The 22,675-nt window shown below is 26.2% G+C and carries 24 protein-coding genes and 1 riboswitch; of the genes, 1 reads left to right on the forward strand and 23 read right to left on the reverse strand.

Annotated features, from left to right (window positions below):
• Window positions 1–27 precede the first annotated feature (27 nt).
• The 15 genes from ATCC9714_RS09185 to ATCC9714_RS09255 form a co-directional block, all read right to left on the reverse strand.
• Window positions 28–3,624, reverse strand: a complete 3,597-nt coding sequence (locus ATCC9714_RS09185) for an AAA family ATPase (protein WP_330374654.1) — start codon at window positions 3,622–3,624, stop codon at window positions 28–30.
• Window positions 3,625–3,644: 20 nt separating this feature from the next.
• Window positions 3,645–4,550, reverse strand: coding sequence for an HD domain-containing protein (locus tag ATCC9714_RS09190; protein WP_054631011.1), 906 nt, complete (start codon window positions 4,548–4,550; stop codon window positions 3,645–3,647).
• A 261-nt stretch (window positions 4,551–4,811) separates the two neighbouring features.
• Entirely contained in the window at window positions 4,812–5,612 is an 801-nt protein-coding gene (locus ATCC9714_RS09195) for a hypothetical protein (protein ID WP_054631010.1), read from the reverse strand.
• Between the two features lie 5 nt (window positions 5,613–5,617).
• Window positions 5,618–6,148, reverse strand: a complete 531-nt coding sequence (locus tag ATCC9714_RS09200) for a sigma-70 family RNA polymerase sigma factor (protein ID WP_021121488.1) — start codon at window positions 6,146–6,148, stop codon at window positions 5,618–5,620.
• Between the two features lie 90 nt (window positions 6,149–6,238).
• Window positions 6,239–7,159, reverse strand: coding sequence for an MFS transporter (locus tag ATCC9714_RS09205; RefSeq protein ID WP_057545097.1), 921 nt, complete (start codon window positions 7,157–7,159; stop codon window positions 6,239–6,241).
• A 35-nt stretch (window positions 7,160–7,194) separates the two neighbouring features.
• Window positions 7,195–7,404 (reverse strand): hypothetical protein, encoded by a 210-nt coding sequence (locus ATCC9714_RS09210; RefSeq protein WP_057545098.1) that lies wholly within the window; start codon window positions 7,402–7,404, stop codon window positions 7,195–7,197.
• Window positions 7,405–7,615: 211 nt separating this feature from the next.
• On the reverse strand, window positions 7,616–7,885 hold the full coding sequence (locus ATCC9714_RS09215; RefSeq protein ID WP_021121503.1) for an ArsR/SmtB family transcription factor: 270 nt from the start codon (window positions 7,883–7,885) through the stop codon (window positions 7,616–7,618).
• A 48-nt stretch (window positions 7,886–7,933) separates the two neighbouring features.
• A complete protein-coding gene (locus ATCC9714_RS09220; protein WP_198149862.1) occupies window positions 7,934–8,683 on the reverse strand; it encodes a creatininase in 750 nt (249 codons plus the stop codon).
• A 15-nt stretch (window positions 8,684–8,698) separates the two neighbouring features.
• Window positions 8,699–9,868: a PucR family transcriptional regulator gene (locus ATCC9714_RS09225; protein ID WP_054631008.1), complete on the reverse strand. Its 1,170-nt coding sequence runs from the start codon at window positions 9,866–9,868 to the stop codon at window positions 8,699–8,701.
• 71 nt (window positions 9,869–9,939) lie between these two features.
• On the reverse strand, window positions 9,940–11,211 hold the full coding sequence (gene codA / locus ATCC9714_RS09230) for a cytosine deaminase (protein ID WP_057545099.1): 1,272 nt from the start codon (window positions 11,209–11,211) through the stop codon (window positions 9,940–9,942).
• 118 nt (window positions 11,212–11,329) lie between these two features.
• Window positions 11,330–12,049, reverse strand: a complete 720-nt coding sequence (locus ATCC9714_RS09235; protein WP_057545370.1) for an ABC transporter ATP-binding protein — start codon at window positions 12,047–12,049, stop codon at window positions 11,330–11,332.
• Entirely contained in the window at window positions 12,030–13,025 is a 996-nt protein-coding gene (locus ATCC9714_RS09240; RefSeq protein ID WP_057545100.1) for an ABC transporter substrate-binding protein, read from the reverse strand. Before ATCC9714_RS09240 ends, ATCC9714_RS09235 begins: the two co-directional genes overlap by 20 nt.
• A 17-nt stretch (window positions 13,026–13,042) precedes the next feature.
• Window positions 13,043–13,804 carry an ABC transporter permease gene (locus ATCC9714_RS09245; protein ID WP_021129364.1) on the reverse strand — a complete coding sequence of 254 codons (762 nt, stop codon included), beginning with the start codon at window positions 13,802–13,804 and terminating at the stop codon, window positions 13,043–13,045.
• Entirely contained in the window at window positions 13,779–14,069 is a 291-nt protein-coding gene (locus tag ATCC9714_RS09250) for an MTH1187 family thiamine-binding protein (protein WP_054631005.1), read from the reverse strand. Before ATCC9714_RS09250 ends, ATCC9714_RS09245 begins: the two co-directional genes overlap by 26 nt.
• 106 nt (window positions 14,070–14,175) lie before the next feature.
• A riboswitch (TPP riboswitch) is annotated at window positions 14,176–14,276 on the reverse strand.
• Between the two features lie 50 nt (window positions 14,277–14,326).
• Window positions 14,327–15,076 (reverse strand): TatD family hydrolase, encoded by a 750-nt coding sequence (locus ATCC9714_RS09255; RefSeq protein ID WP_057545101.1) that lies wholly within the window; start codon window positions 15,074–15,076, stop codon window positions 14,327–14,329.
• A gap of 157 nt (window positions 15,077–15,233) precedes the next feature.
• Between ATCC9714_RS09255 and ATCC9714_RS09260 the strand changes: the two genes are divergently transcribed.
• Window positions 15,234–15,770 (forward strand): deoxycytidylate deaminase, encoded by a 537-nt coding sequence (locus tag ATCC9714_RS09260; RefSeq protein WP_077065682.1) that lies wholly within the window; start codon window positions 15,234–15,236, stop codon window positions 15,768–15,770.
• A gap of 75 nt (window positions 15,771–15,845) precedes the next feature.
• On the opposite strand, the gene surE is transcribed toward ATCC9714_RS09260, so the two are convergent.
• The 8 genes from surE to ATCC9714_RS09300 form a co-directional block, all read right to left on the reverse strand.
• Complete coding sequence (surE, locus tag ATCC9714_RS09265) at window positions 15,846–16,613, reverse strand: 5'/3'-nucleotidase SurE (RefSeq protein WP_244465141.1); 768 nt, start codon at window positions 16,611–16,613, stop codon at window positions 15,846–15,848.
• Window positions 16,606–17,478: a MurR/RpiR family transcriptional regulator gene (locus ATCC9714_RS09270; protein WP_021129369.1), complete on the reverse strand. Its 873-nt coding sequence runs from the start codon at window positions 17,476–17,478 to the stop codon at window positions 16,606–16,608. The genes surE and ATCC9714_RS09270 overlap by 8 nt, the downstream gene beginning before the upstream one ends.
• Window positions 17,479–17,600: 122 nt before the next feature.
• Window positions 17,601–18,827: a sodium/glutamate symporter gene (gene gltS, locus ATCC9714_RS09275; RefSeq protein ID WP_057574259.1), complete on the reverse strand. Its 1,227-nt coding sequence runs from the start codon at window positions 18,825–18,827 to the stop codon at window positions 17,601–17,603.
• Between the two features lie 174 nt (window positions 18,828–19,001).
• A complete protein-coding gene (locus ATCC9714_RS09280) occupies window positions 19,002–19,541 on the reverse strand; it encodes a 2-oxoacid:acceptor oxidoreductase family protein (protein ID WP_021121527.1) in 540 nt (179 codons plus the stop codon).
• A 19-nt stretch (window positions 19,542–19,560) separates the two neighbouring features.
• Entirely contained in the window at window positions 19,561–20,373 is an 813-nt protein-coding gene (locus tag ATCC9714_RS09285) for a 2-oxoacid:ferredoxin oxidoreductase subunit beta (protein ID WP_054631001.1), read from the reverse strand.
• The gene (locus ATCC9714_RS09290; protein ID WP_054631000.1) at window positions 20,355–21,503 is read right to left on the reverse strand and encodes a 2-oxoacid:acceptor oxidoreductase subunit alpha; all 1,149 of its coding nucleotides are present in this window, start codon (window positions 21,501–21,503) and stop codon (window positions 20,355–20,357) included. The genes ATCC9714_RS09285 and ATCC9714_RS09290 overlap by 19 nt, the downstream gene beginning before the upstream one ends.
• Window positions 21,504–21,517: 14 nt before the next feature.
• The gene (locus ATCC9714_RS09295) at window positions 21,518–21,715 is read right to left on the reverse strand and encodes a 4Fe-4S dicluster domain-containing protein (protein ID WP_021129374.1); all 198 of its coding nucleotides are present in this window, start codon (window positions 21,713–21,715) and stop codon (window positions 21,518–21,520) included.
• Window positions 21,716–22,086: 371 nt separating this feature from the next.
• Window positions 22,087–22,668: a tRNA (mnm(5)s(2)U34)-methyltransferase gene (locus ATCC9714_RS09300; protein ID WP_021121570.1), complete on the reverse strand. Its 582-nt coding sequence runs from the start codon at window positions 22,666–22,668 to the stop codon at window positions 22,087–22,089.
• Window positions 22,669–22,675: the final 7 nt, after the last annotated feature.

Consider the following 22,675-nt stretch of genomic DNA (forward strand, 5'->3'; position numbering starts at 1 on the left):
AAAAGTTAGGCAAATTTGACTAACTTTTTACATAAAACTTATCAATTTATGCTTTAAAACTTTAAATTCATCTTCGCTAATAATATTTAAATCAAGTAAGTTTTTTAATTTCAAAAGCTCATCAATTAAATTATAATTTTTAGAATCAATGTTTTCATTTTCCTCTTCATACTCTAAGCTATAGTCTCTATCAGAAAAAGATTTTTTTAAATCATAATTATTTACACTTTTTAAATTATTATCATTTTGACTTAAACTATTTGTTTCTATAAATTTTTTCTTACTTTTTATAATGTCTGATTTTTCTATTATATTTATATCTTTTGAATTTAATTTTTCATCATATACTCTAGAACTCTGGACTCTTATTAAACAATCTAGATATCCTTTTATCATTAAGGCATTTTTTAAAACTAAATCGTTTCTATTGTATAATTCTTTCATTGTTTCTTTTAAAGAACTATAACTATCTTCATTTATAATAAATCCTTTTTCTTGTATTGTGTCTATACAAATTTCATACATTTCTTCTTCACTGTAATCACTAAAATCTAATTGAAGAGGAAATCTGTATTTTAATGATTGATTATTTAAAATTATTTTTTCCATACCGGCTTTGCTACCTGATATTACTAAAATTATTCGATTTCTATTGTTATCAATAAATTTAATTAACATAGATACTATTTCATTATAATTATACTCATTTATAATTAAATCAAATTTATCAATTAAAACAATCTTTCCAATATGCTTATTAAATATATCATCTAGATATAAACCACTATTTATACTTGCTATTATTTCATCTTTATCAATCTCTACGATATTTTTAGATTTAACTCTACCCGTACTAAAATACATATCAGATAATATATTTAATACTTTTTTCTTACCAGTACCTATAGACCCTGTAAATATAATATTTCTATATTTATTTATGTTACTTCTTTTACCTAATTTCTCTCTTTTTTCCTCTATTTTAATCAATTTATATTGATTATTTAAAAATTGTTTTGCAGATTCATTTCCCTTTAAGCTTTTTAACTTTTCTTCTAAGTCAAAATTATTTTCATATTCTAATGTACTTATTTTTTCTATATCTTTTACTGTTATTAAGTTCATTTCATAAACACTTATATCTTCTTCAGCAATTCTTATACTCTGATGTCTTATTAAGCTTTCAACATAATTTCTAACCATTCGTCCATTTCCTGATTGAGAATCTGCATCTTCATATATTGTCTCAAAACTTGTTTTTAATGATACATATGCATTTTTAGATAATTTAAATCCTTTATTTTCTATTAATTTTATAGCCATTTCTAAAAGTTCATTTGGATTATAATCTTTAAATACAGTCCAAATTGGAAATCTTGATTTAAGTCCAATATTCACATCAAAGAAGTCTTCCATTTCCTCTTCATACCCTGCAAGTATAACTACTACATCTTGTCCATAATCCTCTATTAATTTTAGTAATGTTTCAATAGCTTCTTTACCTAAAGAATCATTAGCTAAAGTATAAGCTTCATCTATAAATAAAACTCCACCTATTGCTTCTTTAAATTTTTCTTCTGTTTTTCTTGATGTTTGACCTGGAATTTCAGATACAAAACTTGATCTATCAGTCTCAACTAATTGACCTACTTTTAAAAGTCCCATACTATTTAACATCTCTGCCACTAATCTAGCAATACTTGTTTTACCTGTACCCGGATTACCAGCAAAGACCATATTTAAATTCTGTTCAATTTTTGTATTTACTCCAGCTGACTTTCTTTTTTCTTGAGCTACTATTAACTTATACTGACTTCTCAATAAATTTTTCACTTCTGCTAAACCAACGATATTACTTAACCTTTCTTCTAAATCAAATTTTGTTTTTGCTTTAAAATTAAAGTTATCTCTTTCTAATAAGTCTATCTGTTTTGATTTATCAGTTAAATATTTCTTAGATGCATCTAATATAGCATTTTCAACTATGTTCCTAACAAATCTAGCATTTCCTAAATCATTTTTCCCGTTTATTTGATTTTTAGCAAATAAATCTATTAAGTCATGTTTAACATTTTTTGCTATCCTATAACCTTTTGACTTAGCTATATTTAAAGCTATCTGATACATTTGACTTGGCGTATAGTCTTCAAAGTGGATTATATTAGGGAATCTTGATTTTAAACCTGAGTTAAATGTTAAAAACTCTTCCATATCTTTTTCATATCCTGCAAGTATGACAACTAAATCATCTCTATTATCTTCAACACCTTTTAGTAAAGCATCTACTATCTCTTTACCAACTTTATCATCTTCGCTTTCACATAGTGAATAAGCTTCATCTATAAATAAAACCCCACCTATTGCTGAATTTATAATGTCTATTGTCCTTTTTGCTGTATCATTTATATTTTCAGTTACAAAATCAGCCTTGCTAACCTCTCTGTAAACACCTTTTTTTAATATTCCAAGTGCATTTAAATACTCAAATGTAACTCTTGCCGCATTGGTTTTTCCTGTTCCTGCATTTCCTGCAAAAATCATATTAAGTGATATAGTAGAAGTTTTTAATCCTAATCTCTCTCTTATTTTTTGTACTTTATAATTATTTTTTATATTATTTAAAAAATTTTTCAAATCTTCTATTCCAATTATAGAATTTAGTTTATATTCAGCCTCTTCAAGTGTTGGCATTGAATATTCACTTAAGTTAAATATTTCCTCATCAACTTTACAGTATATTTCATTATCTTTTACATATATTAAAATGTTACTTCCTTTTATGATTTCTTCTTCTCTTATAAAGTTTGTTATTGGTTTACTTAGTTTATAAGATACATATTCACTTATCCCAAAATTAGAATCTTTTTTATATGTTTCTTGTAAAAATTTGCATATTCCAAAGTACTCATCACTTTTATCATTTTCATTTATATCTAATATTATTTTTATTTCATATTCTGATTCCTTATCTCTTATAGTTTTTAATACTTCCCTTTTTACAATTTTATTTCTTTCTATTCGATTAAGGGGTTTAGTATGTAGTATTTTATCTATTTTATTATCAAAGTTTTTATTAAAAAATTTATTTATATCAAAATGTTCATTATCACTAACGTATACTAAAAACTTATTATGACAAACAATTTTATCTATTTTGTCTGTATCGTTAATAGTTGCTTCTAACAAAAATTTATTTTTTATAACATATTCATCATTTAAATTAAGGCATGTATTTGGGTATATACTAGATAATATATTTAATATATCTTTACTTGCTTTTTCTATATTCTTAAACATTACACAAGCAGAATCAGAACTTAATTTTTCATATAAGTCTGTTAAAAAAGAATTGTATCCTAAATTAAAATTATATGAACCTAAATCAATTTCATCTACGTTATTATTTTCTAAAAACTCATACTTTCCAAGATATTCAAATATACGTCTTATACTTGTTTTTTTTGCAGTTTCCTTTTCTCCAAGTAAAACTATTATACCTTTTTCATTTTCTATAAATTTACGCTTAAAATAATCACACAAATCTTTGAAAAAATCTTTTTGTCCTATAAGCTCCTGATCTAATTTATTTTCTATATCTTTAAACGTTTCGTCTATATTTATCATATTGACCATCTCCCTTAATGTTATAAATATAATTTCGTGTCTATTCTTCTATCGTAATCAGACCATCCATTAGATTTTGAATTTGTTTTTATTTGCTCTATTTTATTCATAGTAGCATCAATTCCATCTGCAAAATTTAATATAAAAGCTTCCTCCATATTACACTCTCTTGGCGAACCATACTCTAACTTTCCATGATGTTGTACAATACATCCTTTTATTCTTCTCACAAATTCTTCATTAAAGTCATGTTTCATATCATTTATTGCTCTATCTATAAGTTGAATTCCTATAACTATATGTCCTTCTAGCTCCCCTTGTAGAGTATACTTAAAAGGTCCATTAAAATCTAACTCATATAGCTTTCCTATATCATGTAGTTTAGCACTAAGTATAGCAACCTCTATGTTTTTACATCCATATTTTTCACAAAGTATTTTTGTTAAGTACATAACCCCGAGTGTATGTTCTGCAAGTCCTCCTATATAGTTATGATGCATTGATACCCCACCTATACCTTTTTTAAACTTATCTGAAAACTCTTCATTCTTAAAAAAGAAATCATTTAATTTTTTTGCATCATCTGATTTTATATATTCATCTGTTAAATTTTCTATATCACACATAATCTCTTCTATAGATCTTTTAACTGCTGGTAAATAATCATCTAACTCATAATTTTCAGATATGATTTCTATATTTTTCACTTCATCCATAGTAGGTTCTTTTTTACTTTCAACTTCAATTACTTGACCAGGTTTTAACTTAAACTTATTTGGTATTCTTGCTTTTATTTGCTCACTTTTATCCGTTAATATATAGGTTGTCATATTACTATCTCTATGTATTTTTTTCATAACCATAAGTGATGTTTTAAATTTTTTATCCATATCTATATCTTTTAAAAAAACCTTTTTATGCGCCATTTGGTTTACTCCTTTTATCTTTTAATTTATTATAGTTTTTATTATTTACAAATTTTATCAAATTTATATTTACTACTTTTCTAATACTATAAATTGGGTAAAAAATAAAAAGAGCATTTATGCTCTTTTTATTTTTTACCCAATTTAACTCTATATTTCCCAGGTTATTTTTTGTATTTAGTGAATTTTTAACATTAATATTTTTTGAGTTTATATTTCCTATATCAAAAGTGATATTAAATTTTTCAAAATTTTTGTTATTTATATACTAATGCATAATTGAATTAATTTTGGAACTACTAGTATTATAAAAAGTATAAAAACTATAACCTCAAATCCCAATGCAAATTTATCTTCTGTAGTTAAAGGTGATTTATTAACAGCCTTTAATCCAGATACCTCTTCTAAACTATTTATAAATCTTTCTGTATTTTTTCTATACCTACTTTTTAAATGATTTAAATATATAATCTTTTTATCTTTTGTTTCTATAAATGACATATATCCACTTCTTGTATCAACCCCATATGCTAATCCTTTAGAATATCTTTTATTTTTAATAGATTTGCCTATAAGCTTTATATCCTTTATATATATAGTTTTTTTACTTACTATTTTAAATCTTTCGCTTATTCCATAATAAATTAGCTTATCTTTAGTTAAATAAATCTTAAAAAAATATGCTGCATTATAATTTATATAAGATGTATTTACACCTGGCAGTGATATAAAACTAGGTACGAAAAGTTCATCTATAATTTCACTTTTTAAATTTTCCATATCTTTTTCTATAGTCTTTAAAATAATATATTTTAATAAATTGCTATTTTCAATCCCATGTTCTGAAATATTTGATTTTTCACCTAATTTATTTTTTAAGTTCAGAATTTCTTCCACTGTTACATCTATCTTAAATTTACTATTTAAATATTTTATTTCTTCAATAATTTTTATAGTTTTATTTTTTATCTTTTCTTTTTGTTCTTCATCCATACTATATTGACATAAGTCAAGTTCTGAATATTCTTCAATCTTAAAATTGTATTCATCTTTTTTCTTCATAATATTTACCCCCTATTTATACCTTTTAAAAACTTTTTAATCCGCATAATTCTTAGGCTAATAGCCTTAGGAGTAATCCCTATTTTATTTGATATATCCTTAACTCTACTTTCATTTTCAAACCTTTCTCTAAAAATCTCTTTATCAATTTCTTTTAACTCATCTAATCTTTTATTTATTTCTCCTATAATTTCTTTCATCAAAACCAGGTCTTCTATATTATCTTCTTTACTCTCATATTCTTCTAGTTTTGATATATTTTTAGTATGCTTTGCTTCTTTTCTCATTATATCTATGGCTGTATATTTACATAAAGTAAAAATCCAATTTTTAAATAATCCTTCCTCTTTTTTATAGTATTTAATACCGTCCCATATTTTAAGTAAAACTATATTTACACATTCTTCACTAAGTTCTCTATTATTCAATATTTTATTTGAAGCTCTATATATTAAATCTCCATAAATTTCAATTAATTCTTCTAATGCTGACTCATCTTTTTGTACGAGCCTGTCAATTAAATTCACATCATTCATATACTCCCCTCCTCACTAATATAATCGTTATAAGTTTCTTTAATGCTTCAAAAAATCTTAAAATAAAAAAGAGCCTATTAAAATAGACTCTTACTTACTTCTAATAATTTTAGTTTCTATTTTTGGTATTTTACTTAAGTAAAGGTAGACTCCGTAAACTCCAAGCAATAAAATAAAAAAACAAAGCATAAATGAGTATTTTACATACATATCGGCTAAAAATCCTATCAATATATTTATAATTGCTGCAAATATGTTTCCAATCATAGAGTATATAGATAAAATAGTAGCTCTATTTTTTTTAATAAATTTATTTTGAATATCTAGTACTATTGGACTAGACATAGCGGTTAGTCCACTTAATGAAATTATACAAACTATACTAAAAATTATATTTTCAGTAAATATTAAAATAAATACAAATATCAAGGTTGATGTTATAATAAATTTTAAAGTTTTTGTTTGCCCAAACTTATTAGTAAAAATATATGTTTTACTAGATAGTAAAGAGGCTAATTCCGAAAAAGCTGTTATAAATCCAAAAAATTTGAAATCAAATCCAATATTTTTAAAATGTATTTGAGATAAGTTTATAGTAATTCCATAAGTTATCTCACAAATTAAAGATGTAGCTATCACAAAAACTAACATTTGTTTTATTAAATTTCTATCTTTAAATGAATCTTTTAAATTAAAACTTTCTTTCTTTTTATCTACTTTATATTCAACATCACTTGTAAAATACATAATTAAAACATTTATCCCGTAAGCTATACTAGTTAAAAAAATAGCCAATTCTATAGACTTTCCAACTATAAATACTGATAAAATTGACGATATAAAAAATCCTGTACTGTTATAAGCTCGATATCTTCCAAAAACTTTTTCACTTTCATTTTCACTACAAGAGTTATATAAAAATGCAATATCACACCCAGAAATCCCCGATACACTAATACCTCTAATACAGGTCTCTATAAAAAAACTAACTAAGCTATTACAAAAAATCAAAGTAACTCTACTTAAAAAAAATAAAAAGTATGATATTATAAGAGTTTTTTGTATCCGTATTTATCAGCAAAATACCCCCATAAAACCTCTGTGAATACCGTTATCATTAATAAAAAAAACTCTAGAAAAAAAGCTTCTTTAACAGATACTCCTTTTTGTATTTTATATATTAAGCTAACCGGTCCATAAAATATAAGCCCTTGTAAAAAAGATATTATATACATTAAATTCAAATTTTTCCTCATTTTTATCACCCCTGATTAAATTAATTTCTAAAATCAGGGGGTTAATCAAGTAGTTGCATTTTTAATGCCCTCCTTAATAAATATTTAATAATTTATTATATTTAATCTTAATTTAATAATATTCATATTGTCTATATATTAATTATATATAACTATATATAATTAAATAAAGGAATTATTAAAATAAAAGAGACTTATTTTTAAGTCTCTTTTATTTTAATAATTCCTTTATCGAATTTTCACTTAGAAGTTTGTATAATATTTCTTTATTTACATCATAATAATTCCATTTACCTTGAGATATTTTTACTATTAAATTACTGTCTAATAATAACTTTAAATGATATGACAACTTCGACTGAGATAATTCAAATTCATCTACAAGTTTACATACACACATGCTACCTCTTTTATTTAAAGTTTTAAGTATTTCTAATCGTCTTTTATCAGCAAGTGCTTTAAATATTGCTTCGTAGCTCATATCTTCCTCCAAATAAGTTTAATTGTATTACTAATAACTTATACAATTTTATATAAATTCTTTTTTTACTATCTTAATCATATTTTCTAAGGATTCATTAACAATTAATTCTCCTTTTTCTTTAGAACTGGTTCTTCCTATAGATAATAAGCCTGATTTTGGAACTAAATCTTTTGGAATAGGGTATACTTGATATGTTGGAACTTCTTCAATTTTTTCATCTATAAGTCTATCCATATGCACTAAATTAGGTGCAAATTTAAGTATTAGAGAAGTTTCAGTTATAGCTGCATGTTCTAGAGCCCATCCTGGAAATTCTACTTCATCAAATACCTTGTCTATAGTCGGTTGACTTATTAAATCCCACCAACTCATCATAATTATTTTAGTTCCAGTTGGCATTTTTTTACTTACTAAATCTATAGCTTCTAGTAGAAAAGCTTGATTTTCAAAATGGGAATTTACTATTGCAATTTTTTTAACACCATCTCTTATAAGTTCTTCTAGTATATCCATAACTAAAGATATTAATGTTTTACCATTTAAATCTATAGTTCCTGGAAATAAAGGCCCTCCTCCTGAAGCTGGCTGAGATTTATATCCATAATTTATAGCAGGCATAACTATACCATTTACTCTTTCTCCAAGTAACTTAGCAAATCCTTCTGATATTATAGTATCTGTAAATAAAGGTAAGTGTGGTCCATGTTGTTCTACTGATCCTACAGGTAGTATCACTACATCCTTTTCTTTTCTTTCATCAAATTCATACCATGTCATTTCTGCCATTAAAGTCATACTTATTCCTCCTAATTAACTCTTTAAATAATTCAAATAATTATTTATCATAATTGCATTCATGAGTTCATTTTTTATAATTGGATCATCTATATCTTTTTCTAATATAGTTTTAATTTTGTTTATCCTATAAATTAATGTATTTCTATGTATAAATAATTTTTTAGAAGTGCTTAATAAATTAGAATTATTAAATATATATACTTTTAAAGTATTCATAAAGCTTGTACTTTTTCTTTTATCATAATCTATTAGCTTGCCTAAAATATCTTCTTTATACAAACTTAATTTATCTATATCATTAAAATCAAATAGTAGCTTATAAAATCCCATATTCTCATAATCTATATATTTTAATTTCATATCTTCATAATTATAAAAGCTTATTAAATTTAATGCTTCTTCATAACTTTTTTTCAAACTAAATATATCTTTGTAGTTTCTTCCAATGCTTAGTATAGAAAAAATACTTTCATTTAAGTATTCATTTATAGATTTTAATGTTTCTTTAATCTTTTGTTTGTTAGGTTGATCTATGCTAACTATACATAAAACATTATTTTCAAATATTTCTAATATAAAAGATGCTTCTACTTTTGATAATTTTAATTTTATATAATTTGCAACATAATCTAAATTGTATATATGAACATTTAAAACATTAAATACGGCTACTAATGATAATTCTTTAAATTTGAAGTTACAATGTTTAAGAAGTTTATAAACTCTTTCTTTACTTAAAGATGAATTAAATAAGAGTTCTTTTAAAAGTTCTTTTTCTTTGTTATTAATAAAACTTTTTTCTATTATATAATTTGAGATTTCTTTTGTTACATCTATTAATTTTATATCCCAAGACATATTAAAAAGAGGTAGATTAACTTTATTTGCTATATCTACACAATCCTTTGGTATTTCATTTATATATTCACTATTAGTAAGTATAACTAATCCAGCTACATTTTGATTTGCACAATCTTTAATTAAATCAGTTAATGAATTCTCACCTAAATCCATTCCCATTCCAGTTATAAAAATTAACTCTCCTCCATTTATCCATTTGCTAAAATCTAAAGTTTCACATATATATGTCCAAGTTACACTTTTATATATTCCACCTTCTCCTGCAACTAATTTAATATATTTAAATGCATTAAGTGTTAGTAAATCTTTGCAACTTATCATAAAAAATATCCTTTCAATCTATTAAGTTTATTTTTTAATTATAGCATATATACATATATTATCTTTTTAATCTACTTTATAAAGTCACAGTTACTTTTTATAACTTCAGGAATTTTTTCAAATAGTACTTTTCCATCTCTAATTGAGTATAAGACACCTACTCTTTCTCTTATTGCTTCAAACTCATTTTTAGCATTTAAAACTATAAAATTAGCCTTATTGCCAACCTTAATTCCATAATTTTTTTCTATATTTAAAGTTTTAGCTCCATTTATAGTTATTAAATCTAAAGAATTATTTATTTCTTCAAAGCTCATCATTTGACATATATGTATTCCTGCATCAAGTATATTCATAAGATTCCCAGTTCCTAATGGATACCAAGGATCTGATATTGAATCTTGTGCAAAACATACATTTAATCCAGCTTCTACCATCTCTTTTACTCTAGTTATCCCACGTCTTTTAGGATAAGTATCAAACCTTCCCTGAAGATGTATATTTTCTGTTGGACAAGCTATAAAGTTTAATTTAGATTCTTTTAAAAGTTTAAATAGCTTATATGTATATGCATTATTGTAAGAGTGCATTGCACATGTATGACTTGCAGTTACTTTCTCCCCTATTCCTTCTATGTATGAATGAGCTGCTAAAACCTCTAAAAATCTAGATTGTTCGTCATCAGTTTCATCACAATGTATATCAATTAATTTATCGTACTTTAATGCTAACTCTATAGCCTTTTTAACTGATTTTTCACCAAATTCTCTAGTATATTCAAAATGTGGAATTGCGCCAACAACATCAGCCCCCATTTTTAGAGCTTCTTCAACTAATTCATCTCCACCTTTATATGCATACATCCCTTCTTGAGGAAAAGCTATTATCTGCATATCAACAATTTCTTTTAATTCTTCTTTTAATTCTAGCATAGACTTAAGAGCTGTTAATTTTTTATCAGTTACATCAACATGTGTTCTTATATGTTGTATACCTGTAGTAATCTGCTTTTTTAATGCTATTTTAGCTCTTTCCTTTACCTCATCTTTGTTTAAATTATTTTTAGACTCCGACCATCTTTGTATACCTTCGAATAATGTTCCTGATGAGTTTGTAGCCCCTGGAGTATGTGCAGTATATACATAATCTAAATGTATATGAGGTTCTACATAAGGCGGTATAGTCAAATTTTTATTTAAATCAATAACTTCTATATCGTTATTATTTTCATCTATACATTTTAATTCATTTTCTATCTTTTCTATAATTCCATCAACTACCAATATATCTTTTAACTCTGCTTGCCCTCTTAGCTTTGCATTTTTAAAAAGGATTTTCGACATAATTCCTCCTTTATACGTTTTTCTCTAGATAATACCATTAAAAATAATTATAGTCATTGTATTTTAGATACAATTTTTTCTATTTTTTTTAGTATATTCAATACAAAATAAGCCTACTTTAAAGTAGACTTATTATTTCTTTTTTTAGATTTATGTAATTTTCATTTCCAAAATCATAATTTGTATCTTTTAAATTAAATTCTTTTTTTATCTTTGCTGGTTTATCTGACAATAAATATATTCTATTAGATAACTTTATAGCTTCATCTATATCATGTGTAATTAAAAGTATAGTAGAGTTAAACTTTCCTTTAACATTTATTAGCCATTCCTGCATTTTAGACTTTGTTATTGAGTCTAAAGCCGCAAAAGGTTCATCTAGAAGCATTAAATCTTTACTATTTATAAAAGTTCTTAAAAAGTTAACTCGCTGTCTCATTCCCCCAGATAATTCACTTGGATAATTATATTCGTATCCCTCTAGCCCAAATTCTTCAAAATATTTTTTTACTCTTTCTCTTGCTCTTATTTTTTTTTCATTATTTATTAATAATGGTAATGAAACATTATCTATAATATTTTTATATGGAAGTAGTAAATCTTTTTGTTGCATATAACTAATTTTTCCATTTATAACTATCTTTCCACTATATTCATTGCTCAATCCTGTTATTATATTGAATAAGGTGCTCTTTCCACTCCCACTAGGTCCTAATATCGATATAATTTCTCCTTCATCTACATGTAAGCTTATATCTTCTATAATTTTACTTTCACCATATTTTTTACTAATATTATCAATAATTAACTTTTGTTTATTATTTGGGTAAGAATTCATTTGTATATGCATCACTTGGCTTTAAATCCTTTTCTATAAGTTTATATTCTTTTAAAAATTCAGTATAATTATTCCATACACTATCTTTCATTTCTCCCCATTTACTAGCATCTGATTTATACTGTTTAGATAAGAATTTTTGACTTTCAATAGCCAAATTTTCATTTATTTCTGGTGAATACTTTAGAAGTATTTTCGCAGACTCCTCTGGATGATTTATAGAATATTCATATCCCTTACTTGTAGCATTTATAAATTTCCTAACAGTTTCTGGTTTTTCTTTTATTAATTTTTCATTACTTATTATTAAAGGTGTGTAATAATCTAATCTTTTATCTAAATCTTTAAGTGGTATGTAATTTAAGTCTATACCTTTTTGTTTTGCTTCTATTCCTGTCCATCCTTCAAATATCCACATTAAATCTATATTTTTATTTACAGCAGTAAAAAAATCATCTTCTCCTACATTTACAACCTCTAAATTGGAAAATTTTTTATTTTCCTTTTTCATTACTGAATCTAGTATTGCATCTTCAGATGGAGAACCCCAGCCCCCATAAACTTTATTTTCAAAATCTTTTGGTGAAGTAATATTTTTTTCTTTAGGTGATGCAAATCCAGATGTATTATGTTGTAAAATAGTTGCTACAGCCTTTATAGGTAATGGATCTTTACTAGTTTTAGCAAATGTAACTTCTTCTTGATAACTTATACCAAAATCAGCCTTTCCTGTAGCAACTAGTGTAGATGCACCTCCCTCTGATGGTTGTACAATTTCTACATTAAGTCCTTCATCTTTAAAGTAACCTTTTTCTAGTGCAACATATAAACCTGTATGATTAGTATTTGGAGTCCAATCAAGTACCATAGTTATATCTTTGTCCTTGCTCTCTTTTTTTTCGCTTGTACATCCTGTAAACATACTAATACTAACTATCCCCATTATAGTTAAAGAAATTAACTTTTTTAATTTCATACATTATCCTCCTGATATTAAGTGTGCTTTATTACAATCTTTTTAACTACTTGTGTTATCCCTACAAAAATTAAGCTAAATAAAATAACTATTATAGTGGATGCAAAAACTTTATCTAATGCATAAGAACTTTTAGCTTTTACCATATATACTCCTAATCCTTTAGTTCCACCTAACCATTCAGCAACAGTGGCAGCCACAACCATATATGTTGCTGAAATTTTTATTCCAGAGAACAAGTTTTCCAAGCTCATGGGAAATTTTAAGTGAATAAAAGTTTGTAATTTATTACTATTCATAGTTCTAAATAAATTTATATAATCTTTATCTACATTTTCAAATCCATCAACTAAACTTACAAATATAGGGAAAAAACAAGTTAATGAAACCATTAAAATTTTAGGTAGTGTATCAAAGCCAAACCATATTACCAACAAAGGTGCAATAGTTATTGTAGGTATAGTTTGTGAAACTACTAAAATTGGATAAAAACATTTTTTTAATATTGGCAAAAAATCCATTAATATTCCTATACATATAGCTATTATTAATGCTAAAACAAAACCTACTATAGATTCATATAATGTCACAAAACTATTTGAAATTAAATTTTGATAATCATCAAAAAATATTTGTATTATATCTATAGGGCTAGGTAGTATGTATTGAGGTACCTCTTTAATATCTACATACAATTGCCATATAATAACTAATATCAAAAAAGTTATTATTGAGTAGATATATTCATTTTTTCTACCTATGATTTTTAAGCTTTTCATTAATCGTTATGCCTCCATGCTTTTCGTCAATTCTAAAAGTTGTTATAACTCTTTCACATCCAAGTTTAAATGGAGCTTTATGTACTTTTTTTAAAATATCAAAAACATCATCAAAATTTCCCTCTATCGTTGTTGAGTTTGCACCTATCTCATATTTTAGTCCACTATGTTTTATAATCTCTATACAATAATCAACTACCTTATACATCTCCTCCTCTCCTTTATTTGGTCTTAGTGGTATCACAGCTATATCAGCTATTACCATATTTATCACCCCTTTTTATTATTTTATTACCTATTTTATAATTCCCAATATAAAAAGCCTTCTCCGAATGGAAAAGGCTTTTTTAGGTCTTAATTGAAAATAAAAATATTTTAATTACAATATCTTCCCTACGTTGGCATTATCCAAATCAGGTTAAGGGTCGAGATCTTATCTCCTCTCAGCAAAATAGCTCCCCTATTTTTTAATTTTATATTCTTAATTATACTATATTTTTAATTTTTGACAACGTTTTTATTTTAAATTTTCGATTTAATTATTTTATTTAGATGATTTTGACAATTATTTTTAAATTCACAGATATTAATTTTTTTTATTCTGCATATATCTTCGTATACGTTCATTATTTTTTTAGGCATACCCCATTCTCCGCTTATCCACTGTAATGCTGTTGGTCCATCAGTTTCAGCCAGTAAATTTTCAGTTGGTATTAAGTTAACTATTTCTCTACTTTTTTCTGAGTATTTTAAATCTATACTAGCAGTAAATAAACAATTTAAATCTATTAATTTTTTTAATACATTTATATCTCCACTATACCAATGAATTATAGTTTGAGTAGAAATATCATATTTTTTTATTAATTCTAATACAAGCTCTTCTGCTCCTTTTGTATGTACATTTATATATTTACTGTATTTTCTAGCTTGAATTAGAAAATATTCAAATACTTTAATTTGACTTTTATATGTATTTTTATCTTCAATCCAATAAAAGTCTAATCCTATCTCTCCAATTAGCTGACTGTCTTTTATCAAAGAATCATATTTATCTATATTTTCTCTATTTTCATGGGCTTTATTAGGATGTATTCCAAATATAGGTACTATATATTTGCTTAATTTACTTAACTCCTTATTGTATAAGTAGCTTTTTTCATCCATTGAACAAGCTAATATAGTAATTTTATTATTCTCAATTTCATAAATTATCTTATTGATGTCTTCTTTATCATAAAAATCTAGATGATTATGAAAGTCTATATACATTTTTCCTCCTATTTTTATTTATTTTTTATAAATACTAACACAAATATTTATATTAAATCAAATTTATTTAGTATACTAAACTTAGCTATGATTGATACGAATTTAAATATATAGTATTATAATATAAATATATACTATGAAATTTTGGAGGATTACTATGAGAATTTTATTTACTCAATGGGCTATGAATATAGCAGAGGAAACAAAGGTTAGAAGTACTTGTGTTTCTAGACAAGTAGGTGCTGTAATTTGTAAGGATAAGCAAATCATTAGCACTGGTTATAATGGTGCTCCTTCAGGTGCTATACACTGTTCTGATATTGGTTATTGTGAAAGAAGAAAAAGAAATATACCATCAGGTCAAGGACTTGAGTTATGTAGGGCTGGACATGCAGAGGCAAATGCAATTATACAATGTGCTAAAAATGGAACTAGTTGTAATGGAGCTGTTTTATATGTAACTACTCAGCCTTGTGTATTTTGCTGTATTTCAATAATACAAGCTGGAATTAAAAAGGTAGTCTTTAAAGGTGAGTACCCTACAGGCTTAGGTTTACAATTATTAGAAGAGTCTGGAGTTGAATATATAAAATATGAAGATGAGTTGGAAAATGAAAGAAAAGCTACAGAGTTAAAAAAGTTAAACGAATCTAAAAGAATTGAAGAATTTTTAGCAACTCCAAAAAAATATTAATTTTTGATTTATAAATATATTAATTTATTTTTCTGATTAAATTATAAAAATAGGTATATAATTATATACCTATTTTTATAAATCTAATTCTTCTAATATTTTTAATTTTTCCATATTAGTCATGTCTATATTTATTGGTGTTATTGATATATATCCCTCTTCAACTGCTGATATATCACTTATTTCTTCTTGTTCTAAAATTTTTACCCTTCCCCCAATCCATACATATCTCTTTCCATGTGGACTTAATCTTTCATCTATATCATTTTCATATTGTCTTATTCCCAATTTAGTCATTTTAAATCCTTTTATATCTCTATTAGGCATGTTTACATTTAGTATACAATCTTCAAATATACTCATATTTCTTTCTAATTTTTTAACTAGTTTAACTATAAATTCTGAGGCTTTCTTATAATCGTCTTTGTAAATATTATAGGAATCATAAGATATAGCAATAGACGGTTTATTTTGTATTAACCCTTCTATTGCAGCTGATACAGTACCTGAATATATTACATCTGTTCCTAAATTAGGACCATTATTAATCCCACTTAAAACTAAATCAATTTCTACATCCTTTAAAATTGATTCTATTCCAACTTTTACACAATCTGCTGGCGTTCCACTTATGGAATATGCTATAATTCCTTTTTCTATATTTTCTTCTTTTATCATTATAGGATCGTGAATTGTTATTGCATGCCCTGTTGCACTTCTTTGAGTATCCGGAGCAACTACATAAACATTTCCAATTTCTTTAAAAGCTTTTGCAAGTTCTAAAATCCCACAAGCGTAAATTCCATCATCATTTGTAACCAGTATATTTATAGGTTTACTCATAAACTCCATACCTTTCCCAGATTTTTTCTAAATCATCAAAATAAGATTTTATATCTTCTTTTTCTTTCATTCCTATAGATACTATAAGAGCATTACAAAGACTTAGCGCCGGAACTAATGAATCTACAAAAGACGCCATATTACTTTTAACTAAAAGAGTTGTATCTGATATAGTTGCTATTGGTGCAAATAAACTATCTGTTATTGATATAACATGTGCTCCCTTAGCTTTAGCGTATTCTACAATTTGATGACTTCTTTTTGAATATCTAGGGAAACTGATGGCAACTACTACATCTTCATCAGTAACTCTTACTACTTGCTCAAATGCATCTCCCATATCCATTCTTATTATATGAACATTATCTAGTATAATATCTAAATAAAACCCTAGATATTGAGCTATACTAAATGAACTTCTCATTCCTAATATATAAATTTTTCTTGCATTAAGAAGTTTATCTGATGCTTGTTGAAAAACTTCTTCATTTAAATCTTCTAATGTATGTTTTATGTTATCTATGTCACTTTTTAATACCTTATTTAAGATCTTACAATCATCTGAATATTCTTGATTCATTTCTACTCTCTGCACTGTAGTTAACTTATTTTTTATAAGTTCTTGAAGGGCATCTTGAAGTTTTGGATATCCTGTAAATCCTAAAGCGTTTGCAAATCTAACTACAGTAGATTCACTAACACCTACTTCTTCCCCAAGCTTTGAAGCTGTCATAAATGCTACTTTGTCGTAGTTTGATATTAAATATTGTGCTATAAGTTTTTGACCTTTACTAAGTCTTGTATACTGCTTTTGAATATCGTCTATTAACTGTTTGCTATCTTTAAAATCTTTAGTTTCGTTCATTTTTATCTCCTCATAATTACTAATGATTTATATTTAAATATTAAGCATCTTCTTTTAATTTCATATATACAATTCTATTATATCATTTTTTGTGTTAAATTTTAAATAAGTTATAAATTTTTTTATCCTAATAAATTAATAAATGTAGTTATAGTAGCAGAATTAAAAAACTCTATAAATAATGCTCCCACCAATGGTAGTATAAAAAATGCATTTGTTGATGGTCCATACTTACTTGTTATAGATTCCATGTTAGCAATACCATTAGGAGTTGCCCCCATTCCAAATCCACAGTGCCCTGCTGCAAGAATAGCTGCCGTATAATCTTTTCCCATAACCTTAAAAGTTATAAAATAAGCAAATAAAATCATTATTATAGTTTGCACTCCAAGCACGATAATTATAGGTATAGCTAAATCTATAAGTTCCCATAATTTTAAACTGCACATAGCCATTGATAAAAAAAGCGATAAACATATAGAACCAATTGTAGACAATTCTTTCTCAGAAGTTTCCCAAATTCCTTTTATATCTGAAAAATTCCTCATTATTGCAGCAATTATCATAGCTCCTATATACTCAGGTATTGTTATTTTTAATAATGAGAATATAGACGAAATTATAGTTCCCAACCCCATAGCAACTACAATTTGAATTACTGAATTTGTTAACTTAATTTCTGATAACTCACCTTTTGTAATTCCAAGACAAGTTCCATCTCCTTCTAAGCTAAGTTCTAAAATATTATTATTTCTATCTGACTCACATTCATCTGAAGATAAATTATATTTTTCAATTAGTCTTTTCCCAAGCGGACCACCTATTATACTTCCTGATACTAATCCAAATGTAGCACATGCCATTGAAATACTAAGAGCTCCATTTAATCCACTACTTTCTATTACTGGTCCAAATGCCCCTGATGCTCCATGTCCTCCCGTCATAGACACAGAACCGGCTATTAATCCTAAAAGAGGATTGACACCTATTGCCTTAGCTGACAATACCCCAACTATATTTTGAGTTAAGACTAATAAAACTGCAACAACTAAAAATTTAAGAACTTTTGATCCTCCTTTTTTTAAAATGCTTATGCTTGCAGTAAATCCCACTGTTGTAAAAAAAGCTGTCATAAGTATATTTTGTAAGGTTGTATCAAAATTTATATATAATAAATTACTTTTTCTTAATAAAAATGATATAATTGCAAAGGAAAATCCTCCAACAACTGGCGCAGGAATGCAATACTTTTTAAATATATTAACTCTTTCTTTTATAAAGGAACCTATGATTAAAACAATTGTAGTGAAAGCAATGCTTTGAATCATACTTAAATTAACTTCAAACATAACACTACTACCCCCTTTAAATTGAATTTTATTTTTAAGTTTTTTCTTTTAACTTTATTTTCTGAAAATTAAAACCAAAAAAATTTTTCATATTTTAAATTGAATTATATACTTAATCTAAAATATGAAATTTAATAATTTGATTTAAAAGAGAAAGGATTTATCCTTTCTCTTTTAATAAGCTAAATTAACTAGAGAGTGACCTAGTTTAAAAGCTTGTTCATTTAATTTTTCAGTTCCTTTTGGAACTCTTCCCAGAATTGCCCTTTTTAACATATCATTATCTATTTCATCTATTAGTTCACCTATAACTCCTAAAGCTACTATATTTGCAACCATTTCTTTTCCTAAATTAGTTTTACTGCTTTCTATTATTGGAACCTTAATTATTTCTACACCATCAGATTTAAATCCTTTTTCATTCACAATAGAATCTATTATTATAGTTCCATCCTTCTTAACCGTATTTGAATATTCTTCAAATGATTTCTGAGTTAAACAAAGTAATAAATCAGCTTTCCTAGCTTTAGGAAAGTTTATTTCCCCATCACTTATTATCACTTCTGCTTTGCTTGCTCCACCTCTAGCCTCTGGTCCATAAGATTGAGTTTGAACTGAGTTTAAATTAGAAAGTATTGCTCCTTCTGCAAGTATTATTCCTGCTAAAATAAGTCCTTGTCCCCCAGATCCACTAAGCCTTATTTCTTTTCTCATATCAATATCTCCCCTATATTTACTTAAATCTATTTATTATTTTCTGATACTCATCTGTATATTCTGGCATTTTTATATCCTTAAATATCCCATAAAATTCTTTATTTTCAAGTTTTTCACTTGGCAGCTTATCTCTAAGAGAAACATCCACATAATTATCTTTTATTAAATTCATAAGTCCTACGGCAGAACCTTTTTTATTCTTTCGTCCGTAATAAGTAGGGCATATACTTATTCCTTCTAAAACAGAAAATCCCTTATGACTTATACCTTTTTTTATATAATCTATCATTTGCTTTGCATGGTATGCAGTCCCTCTTGCAACAAAGGTAGCACCTGCTCCTATTGATAATTCACATATATCAAATGGTTTGTCTATATTTCCATAAGGAGCTGTTGTAGCAAGATCATTAGTTTTAGTAGTTGGAGAAAATTGACCTCCTGTCATACCATATATATTATTGTTAAAAACTATTGTAGTTATATCTATGTTTCTTCTACATGCATGAATTAAATGATTTCCACCTATAGCTGTACAGTCACCATCTCCAGTAACTACTATTACATGCATATCTGGGTTTGCAAATTTAACTCCTGTTGCAAATGGAATAGCTCTACCATGAGTAGTATGTAAAGTATTGAAGTCTAAATATCCCGAAGCTCTTGATGAGCACCCAATCCCTGATACTATACAAACATTATTTTTATCTAGGCCTAATTCTTCTATTGCAACTGCTATAGATCTCATAAGAATTCCATGACCACACCCAGGGCACCATATATGAGGCAACCTTTCTGATCTAAAGTTATTTTCTATAACGCTACTTGGCATTTTCCCACCTCCATAACTTTTTCGATTATATCATCAGGTGTTATAATTTCTCCATTATATTTATTGATTCCTATTATATTACAACTACTATCACATACTCTTTGAACTTCTAGAACCATTTGCCCATAATTTAATTCTGGTACATATATGTTTTTAGATTTACTACTTAATTCTTTTACCCTGTCTTCTGGGAATGGCCAAACTGTTTTTACCGTAAATAACCCAGCTTTTATTCCCTGCTCTCTTAAGTAATCTACTGCATCTTTTGTGCATCTACTCATACAACCAAAAGTTATAAATAACTCTTCACAATCTTCTACTTTGTATTCATCATAAATTAATATATCATCTAAATTTTTATTTATTTTATCCATAAGTCTATCCATTAAAATTTGAGTTTGTTTTGTGCTATTTGTTGGGAATCCTGTTTCATCGTGCATAAGGCCTGTTACATGATATCTGTATCCATCTGAGAAGTTTGCCATAGGTGGTACTAGAGTTGATTGATCATAAATTTTATAGTCTTTTTTATCTATATTAATTTTCATTCTTTCATATATCTCTAACTCATTTGATTGAGGTATTTCTACTTTTTCTCTCATATGACCTATAACTTCATCTAAAAGTAAAATTACAGGTGTTCTATACTTTTCTGAAAAATTAAATGCCTTTACTGTTAAATCAAAAGTATCTCTTACAGTCGTTGGTGATAAAGCTATTATTGGATGGTCTCCATGAGTTCCCCACTTTGCTTGCATTAGATCGCCTTGAGCTGGAGAAGTTGGTAAACCAGTACTTGGTCCACATCTTTGTACATTTACTATTACGCATGGAATTTCTGCAAGTGCTGCATATCCAATATTTTCTTGTTTTAAAGAAAATCCAGGTCCACTAGTTGCTGTCATTGACTTAAGTCCTGTTAAAGATGCTCCTATAGTTGCAGCCATTGATGCTATCTCATCTTCCATCTGAATAAACTTCCCTCCTATTTTTGGAAGCATATATGATGAAATTTCAGCAACTTCTGTAGACGGCGTTATCGGATAACCTGCAAAAAAATTCATTCCTGCATATAATGCACCGTGTACACAAGCTTCATTTCCTTGTAATAACTTTACTTTTTTAAGCATTTTGTTCCCCCCCGTTATTTCGCATCCTTAGATATATAAATAGCATAATCTGGACATCTAAGTTCACATAATCCACAAAGTATACATTTTTGTATATCTTCTACACATATAGTATTTTTTTCTAATTTTAATATTTTTTTTGGACAATACTCTACGCAAATGCCACAACCTTTACACCAATTAGTGTTTAGTATAAGTTTACCTTTTCCCAAATTTATCCCCCCAAAAACTTTTACTTTCAATATAATGTTAGCTAAGTTTTCTTTAATTTGCAATTTAAATTTCACTTTTTTGAATTTTTATACTTTTTTGCAAGTTTACTTGTTTTTATTTCAAAATATCATTTAAATTTTTTATCAAAGTAAATTTTTGTTTTAATTTTATACTTTAACACTATGATTTACCTATATTTCAAAATAATTTTATTGAATATTTAAAAAAAGCTAAATTTCTATTTATATGTTTTTTAAATTAAAAAGAAATGCTAAGTTAATCAACTTTCATGGTTTAAATAGGCTTTTGCATATAAAAAATGAGTAGAAATTTTAATTTATGTCTCTACTCATTTTTTATATGTATTATATTAATATTCTTTCTTTTTTTCAATTAGTACTAATCTTGGAGGATTATTAATTTGATTTACAAAATTACAATTTAAAACATTAAATTTTGTTTGATCTAAATTCTTAACATACTCAAATACTGCATTAAATTCATCCATTCCACCTTCATGACCAGTATAAATTGCTATACTTACTAATCCATGAGGTTTTAAAACTTCTAGCGACTTTTCAATCGCTTTAATCGTTGTATCTGGTTTTGTTATAATTTGATGCTTTGCTCTAGGCAAATAACCTAAATTAAAAAGAACACAACTTACGCCTTCTGTAATGTATGAATCCATATTTTCGTGTCCATCTAATATTAATTTAACACGATCTATAAGTTGTGATTTCTCTAATTTTTTTCTTGTGCTTTTTATAGCTTCTTCTTGTACATCAAAACTGTATACTAATCCATTTTCTCCTACTTTTTCAGCAAGATACTTAGTATCATACCCATTTCCCATTGTTGCATCTATAACAATATCTCCTAATTCTATAACATCTTCTAATAAAACTTTATTTAAATCTGTTACTTTAGTTAAATACTTAGCTTTAATCATATACTGC

Source organism: Paraclostridium sordellii, from assembly GCF_000953675.1.
Lineage (GTDB): Bacteria > Bacillota > Clostridia > Peptostreptococcales > Peptostreptococcaceae > Paraclostridium > Paraclostridium sordellii.

What these genes read in the sequence shown, in the direction of transcription:
- ATCC9714_RS09250 (WP_054631005.1), bottom strand. Translation starts at nt 14,069, where the DNA reads ATGGTAATAGCTGATATAGCTGTGATACCACTAAGACCAAATAAAGGA.
- ATCC9714_RS09225 (WP_054631008.1), bottom strand. Translation starts at nt 9,868, where the DNA reads ATGATAAGTTGCAAAGATTTACTAACACTTAATGCATTTAAATATATT.
- codA (WP_057545099.1), bottom strand. Translation starts at nt 11,211, where the DNA reads ATGTCGAAAATCCTTTTTAAAAATGCAAAGCTAAGAGGGCAAGCAGAG.
- surE (WP_244465141.1), bottom strand. Translation starts at nt 16,613, where the DNA reads ATGAGTAAACCTATAAATATACTGGTTACAAATGATGATGGAATTTAC.
- ATCC9714_RS09235 (WP_057545370.1), bottom strand. Translation starts at nt 12,049, where the DNA reads ATGAATTCTTACCCAAATAATAAACAAAAGTTAATTATTGATAATATT.
- ATCC9714_RS09190 (WP_054631011.1), bottom strand. Translation starts at nt 4,550, where the DNA reads ATGGCGCATAAAAAGGTTTTTTTAAAAGATATAGATATGGATAAAAAA.
- ATCC9714_RS09200 (WP_021121488.1), bottom strand. Translation starts at nt 6,148, where the DNA reads ATGAATGATGTGAATTTAATTGACAGGCTCGTACAAAAAGATGAGTCA.
- ATCC9714_RS09270 (WP_021129369.1), bottom strand. Translation starts at nt 17,478, where the DNA reads ATGAACGAAACTAAAGATTTTAAAGATAGCAAACAGTTAATAGACGAT.
- gltS (WP_057574259.1), bottom strand. Translation starts at nt 18,827, where the DNA reads ATGTTTGAAGTTAATTTAAGTATGATTCAAAGCATTGCTTTCACTACA.
- ATCC9714_RS09290 (WP_054631000.1), bottom strand. Translation starts at nt 21,503, where the DNA reads ATGCTTAAAAAAGTAAAGTTATTACAAGGAAATGAAGCTTGTGTACAC.
- ATCC9714_RS09260 (WP_077065682.1), top strand. Translation starts at nt 15,234, where the DNA reads ATGAGAATTTTATTTACTCAATGGGCTATGAATATAGCAGAGGAAACA.
- ATCC9714_RS09195 (WP_054631010.1), bottom strand. Translation starts at nt 5,612, where the DNA reads ATGAAGAAAAAAGATGAATACAATTTTAAGATTGAAGAATATTCAGAA.
- ATCC9714_RS09280 (WP_021121527.1), bottom strand. Translation starts at nt 19,541, where the DNA reads ATGAGAAAAGAAATAAGGCTTAGTGGATCTGGGGGACAAGGACTTATT.
- ATCC9714_RS09210 (WP_057545098.1), bottom strand. Translation starts at nt 7,404, where the DNA reads ATGAGGAAAAATTTGAATTTAATGTATATAATATCTTTTTTACAAGGG.
- ATCC9714_RS09220 (WP_198149862.1), bottom strand. Translation starts at nt 8,683, where the DNA reads ATGACTTTAATGGCAGAAATGACATGGTATGAATTTGATGAAAGAAAA.
- ATCC9714_RS09255 (WP_057545101.1), bottom strand. Translation starts at nt 15,076, where the DNA reads ATGTATATAGACTTTCATAATCATCTAGATTTTTATGATAAAGAAGAC.
- ATCC9714_RS09215 (WP_021121503.1), bottom strand. Translation starts at nt 7,885, where the DNA reads ATGAGCTACGAAGCAATATTTAAAGCACTTGCTGATAAAAGACGATTA.
- ATCC9714_RS09285 (WP_054631001.1), bottom strand. Translation starts at nt 20,373, where the DNA reads ATGCCAAGTAGCGTTATAGAAAATAACTTTAGATCAGAAAGGTTGCCT.
- ATCC9714_RS09240 (WP_057545100.1), bottom strand. Translation starts at nt 13,025, where the DNA reads ATGAAATTAAAAAAGTTAATTTCTTTAACTATAATGGGGATAGTTAGT.
- ATCC9714_RS09245 (WP_021129364.1), bottom strand. Translation starts at nt 13,804, where the DNA reads ATGAAAAGCTTAAAAATCATAGGTAGAAAAAATGAATATATCTACTCA.
- ATCC9714_RS09185 (WP_330374654.1), bottom strand. Translation starts at nt 3,624, where the DNA reads ATGATAAATATAGACGAAACGTTTAAAGATATAGAAAATAAATTAGAT.
- ATCC9714_RS09300 (WP_021121570.1), bottom strand. Translation starts at nt 22,668, where the DNA reads ATGATTAAAGCTAAGTATTTAACTAAAGTAACAGATTTAAATAAAGTT.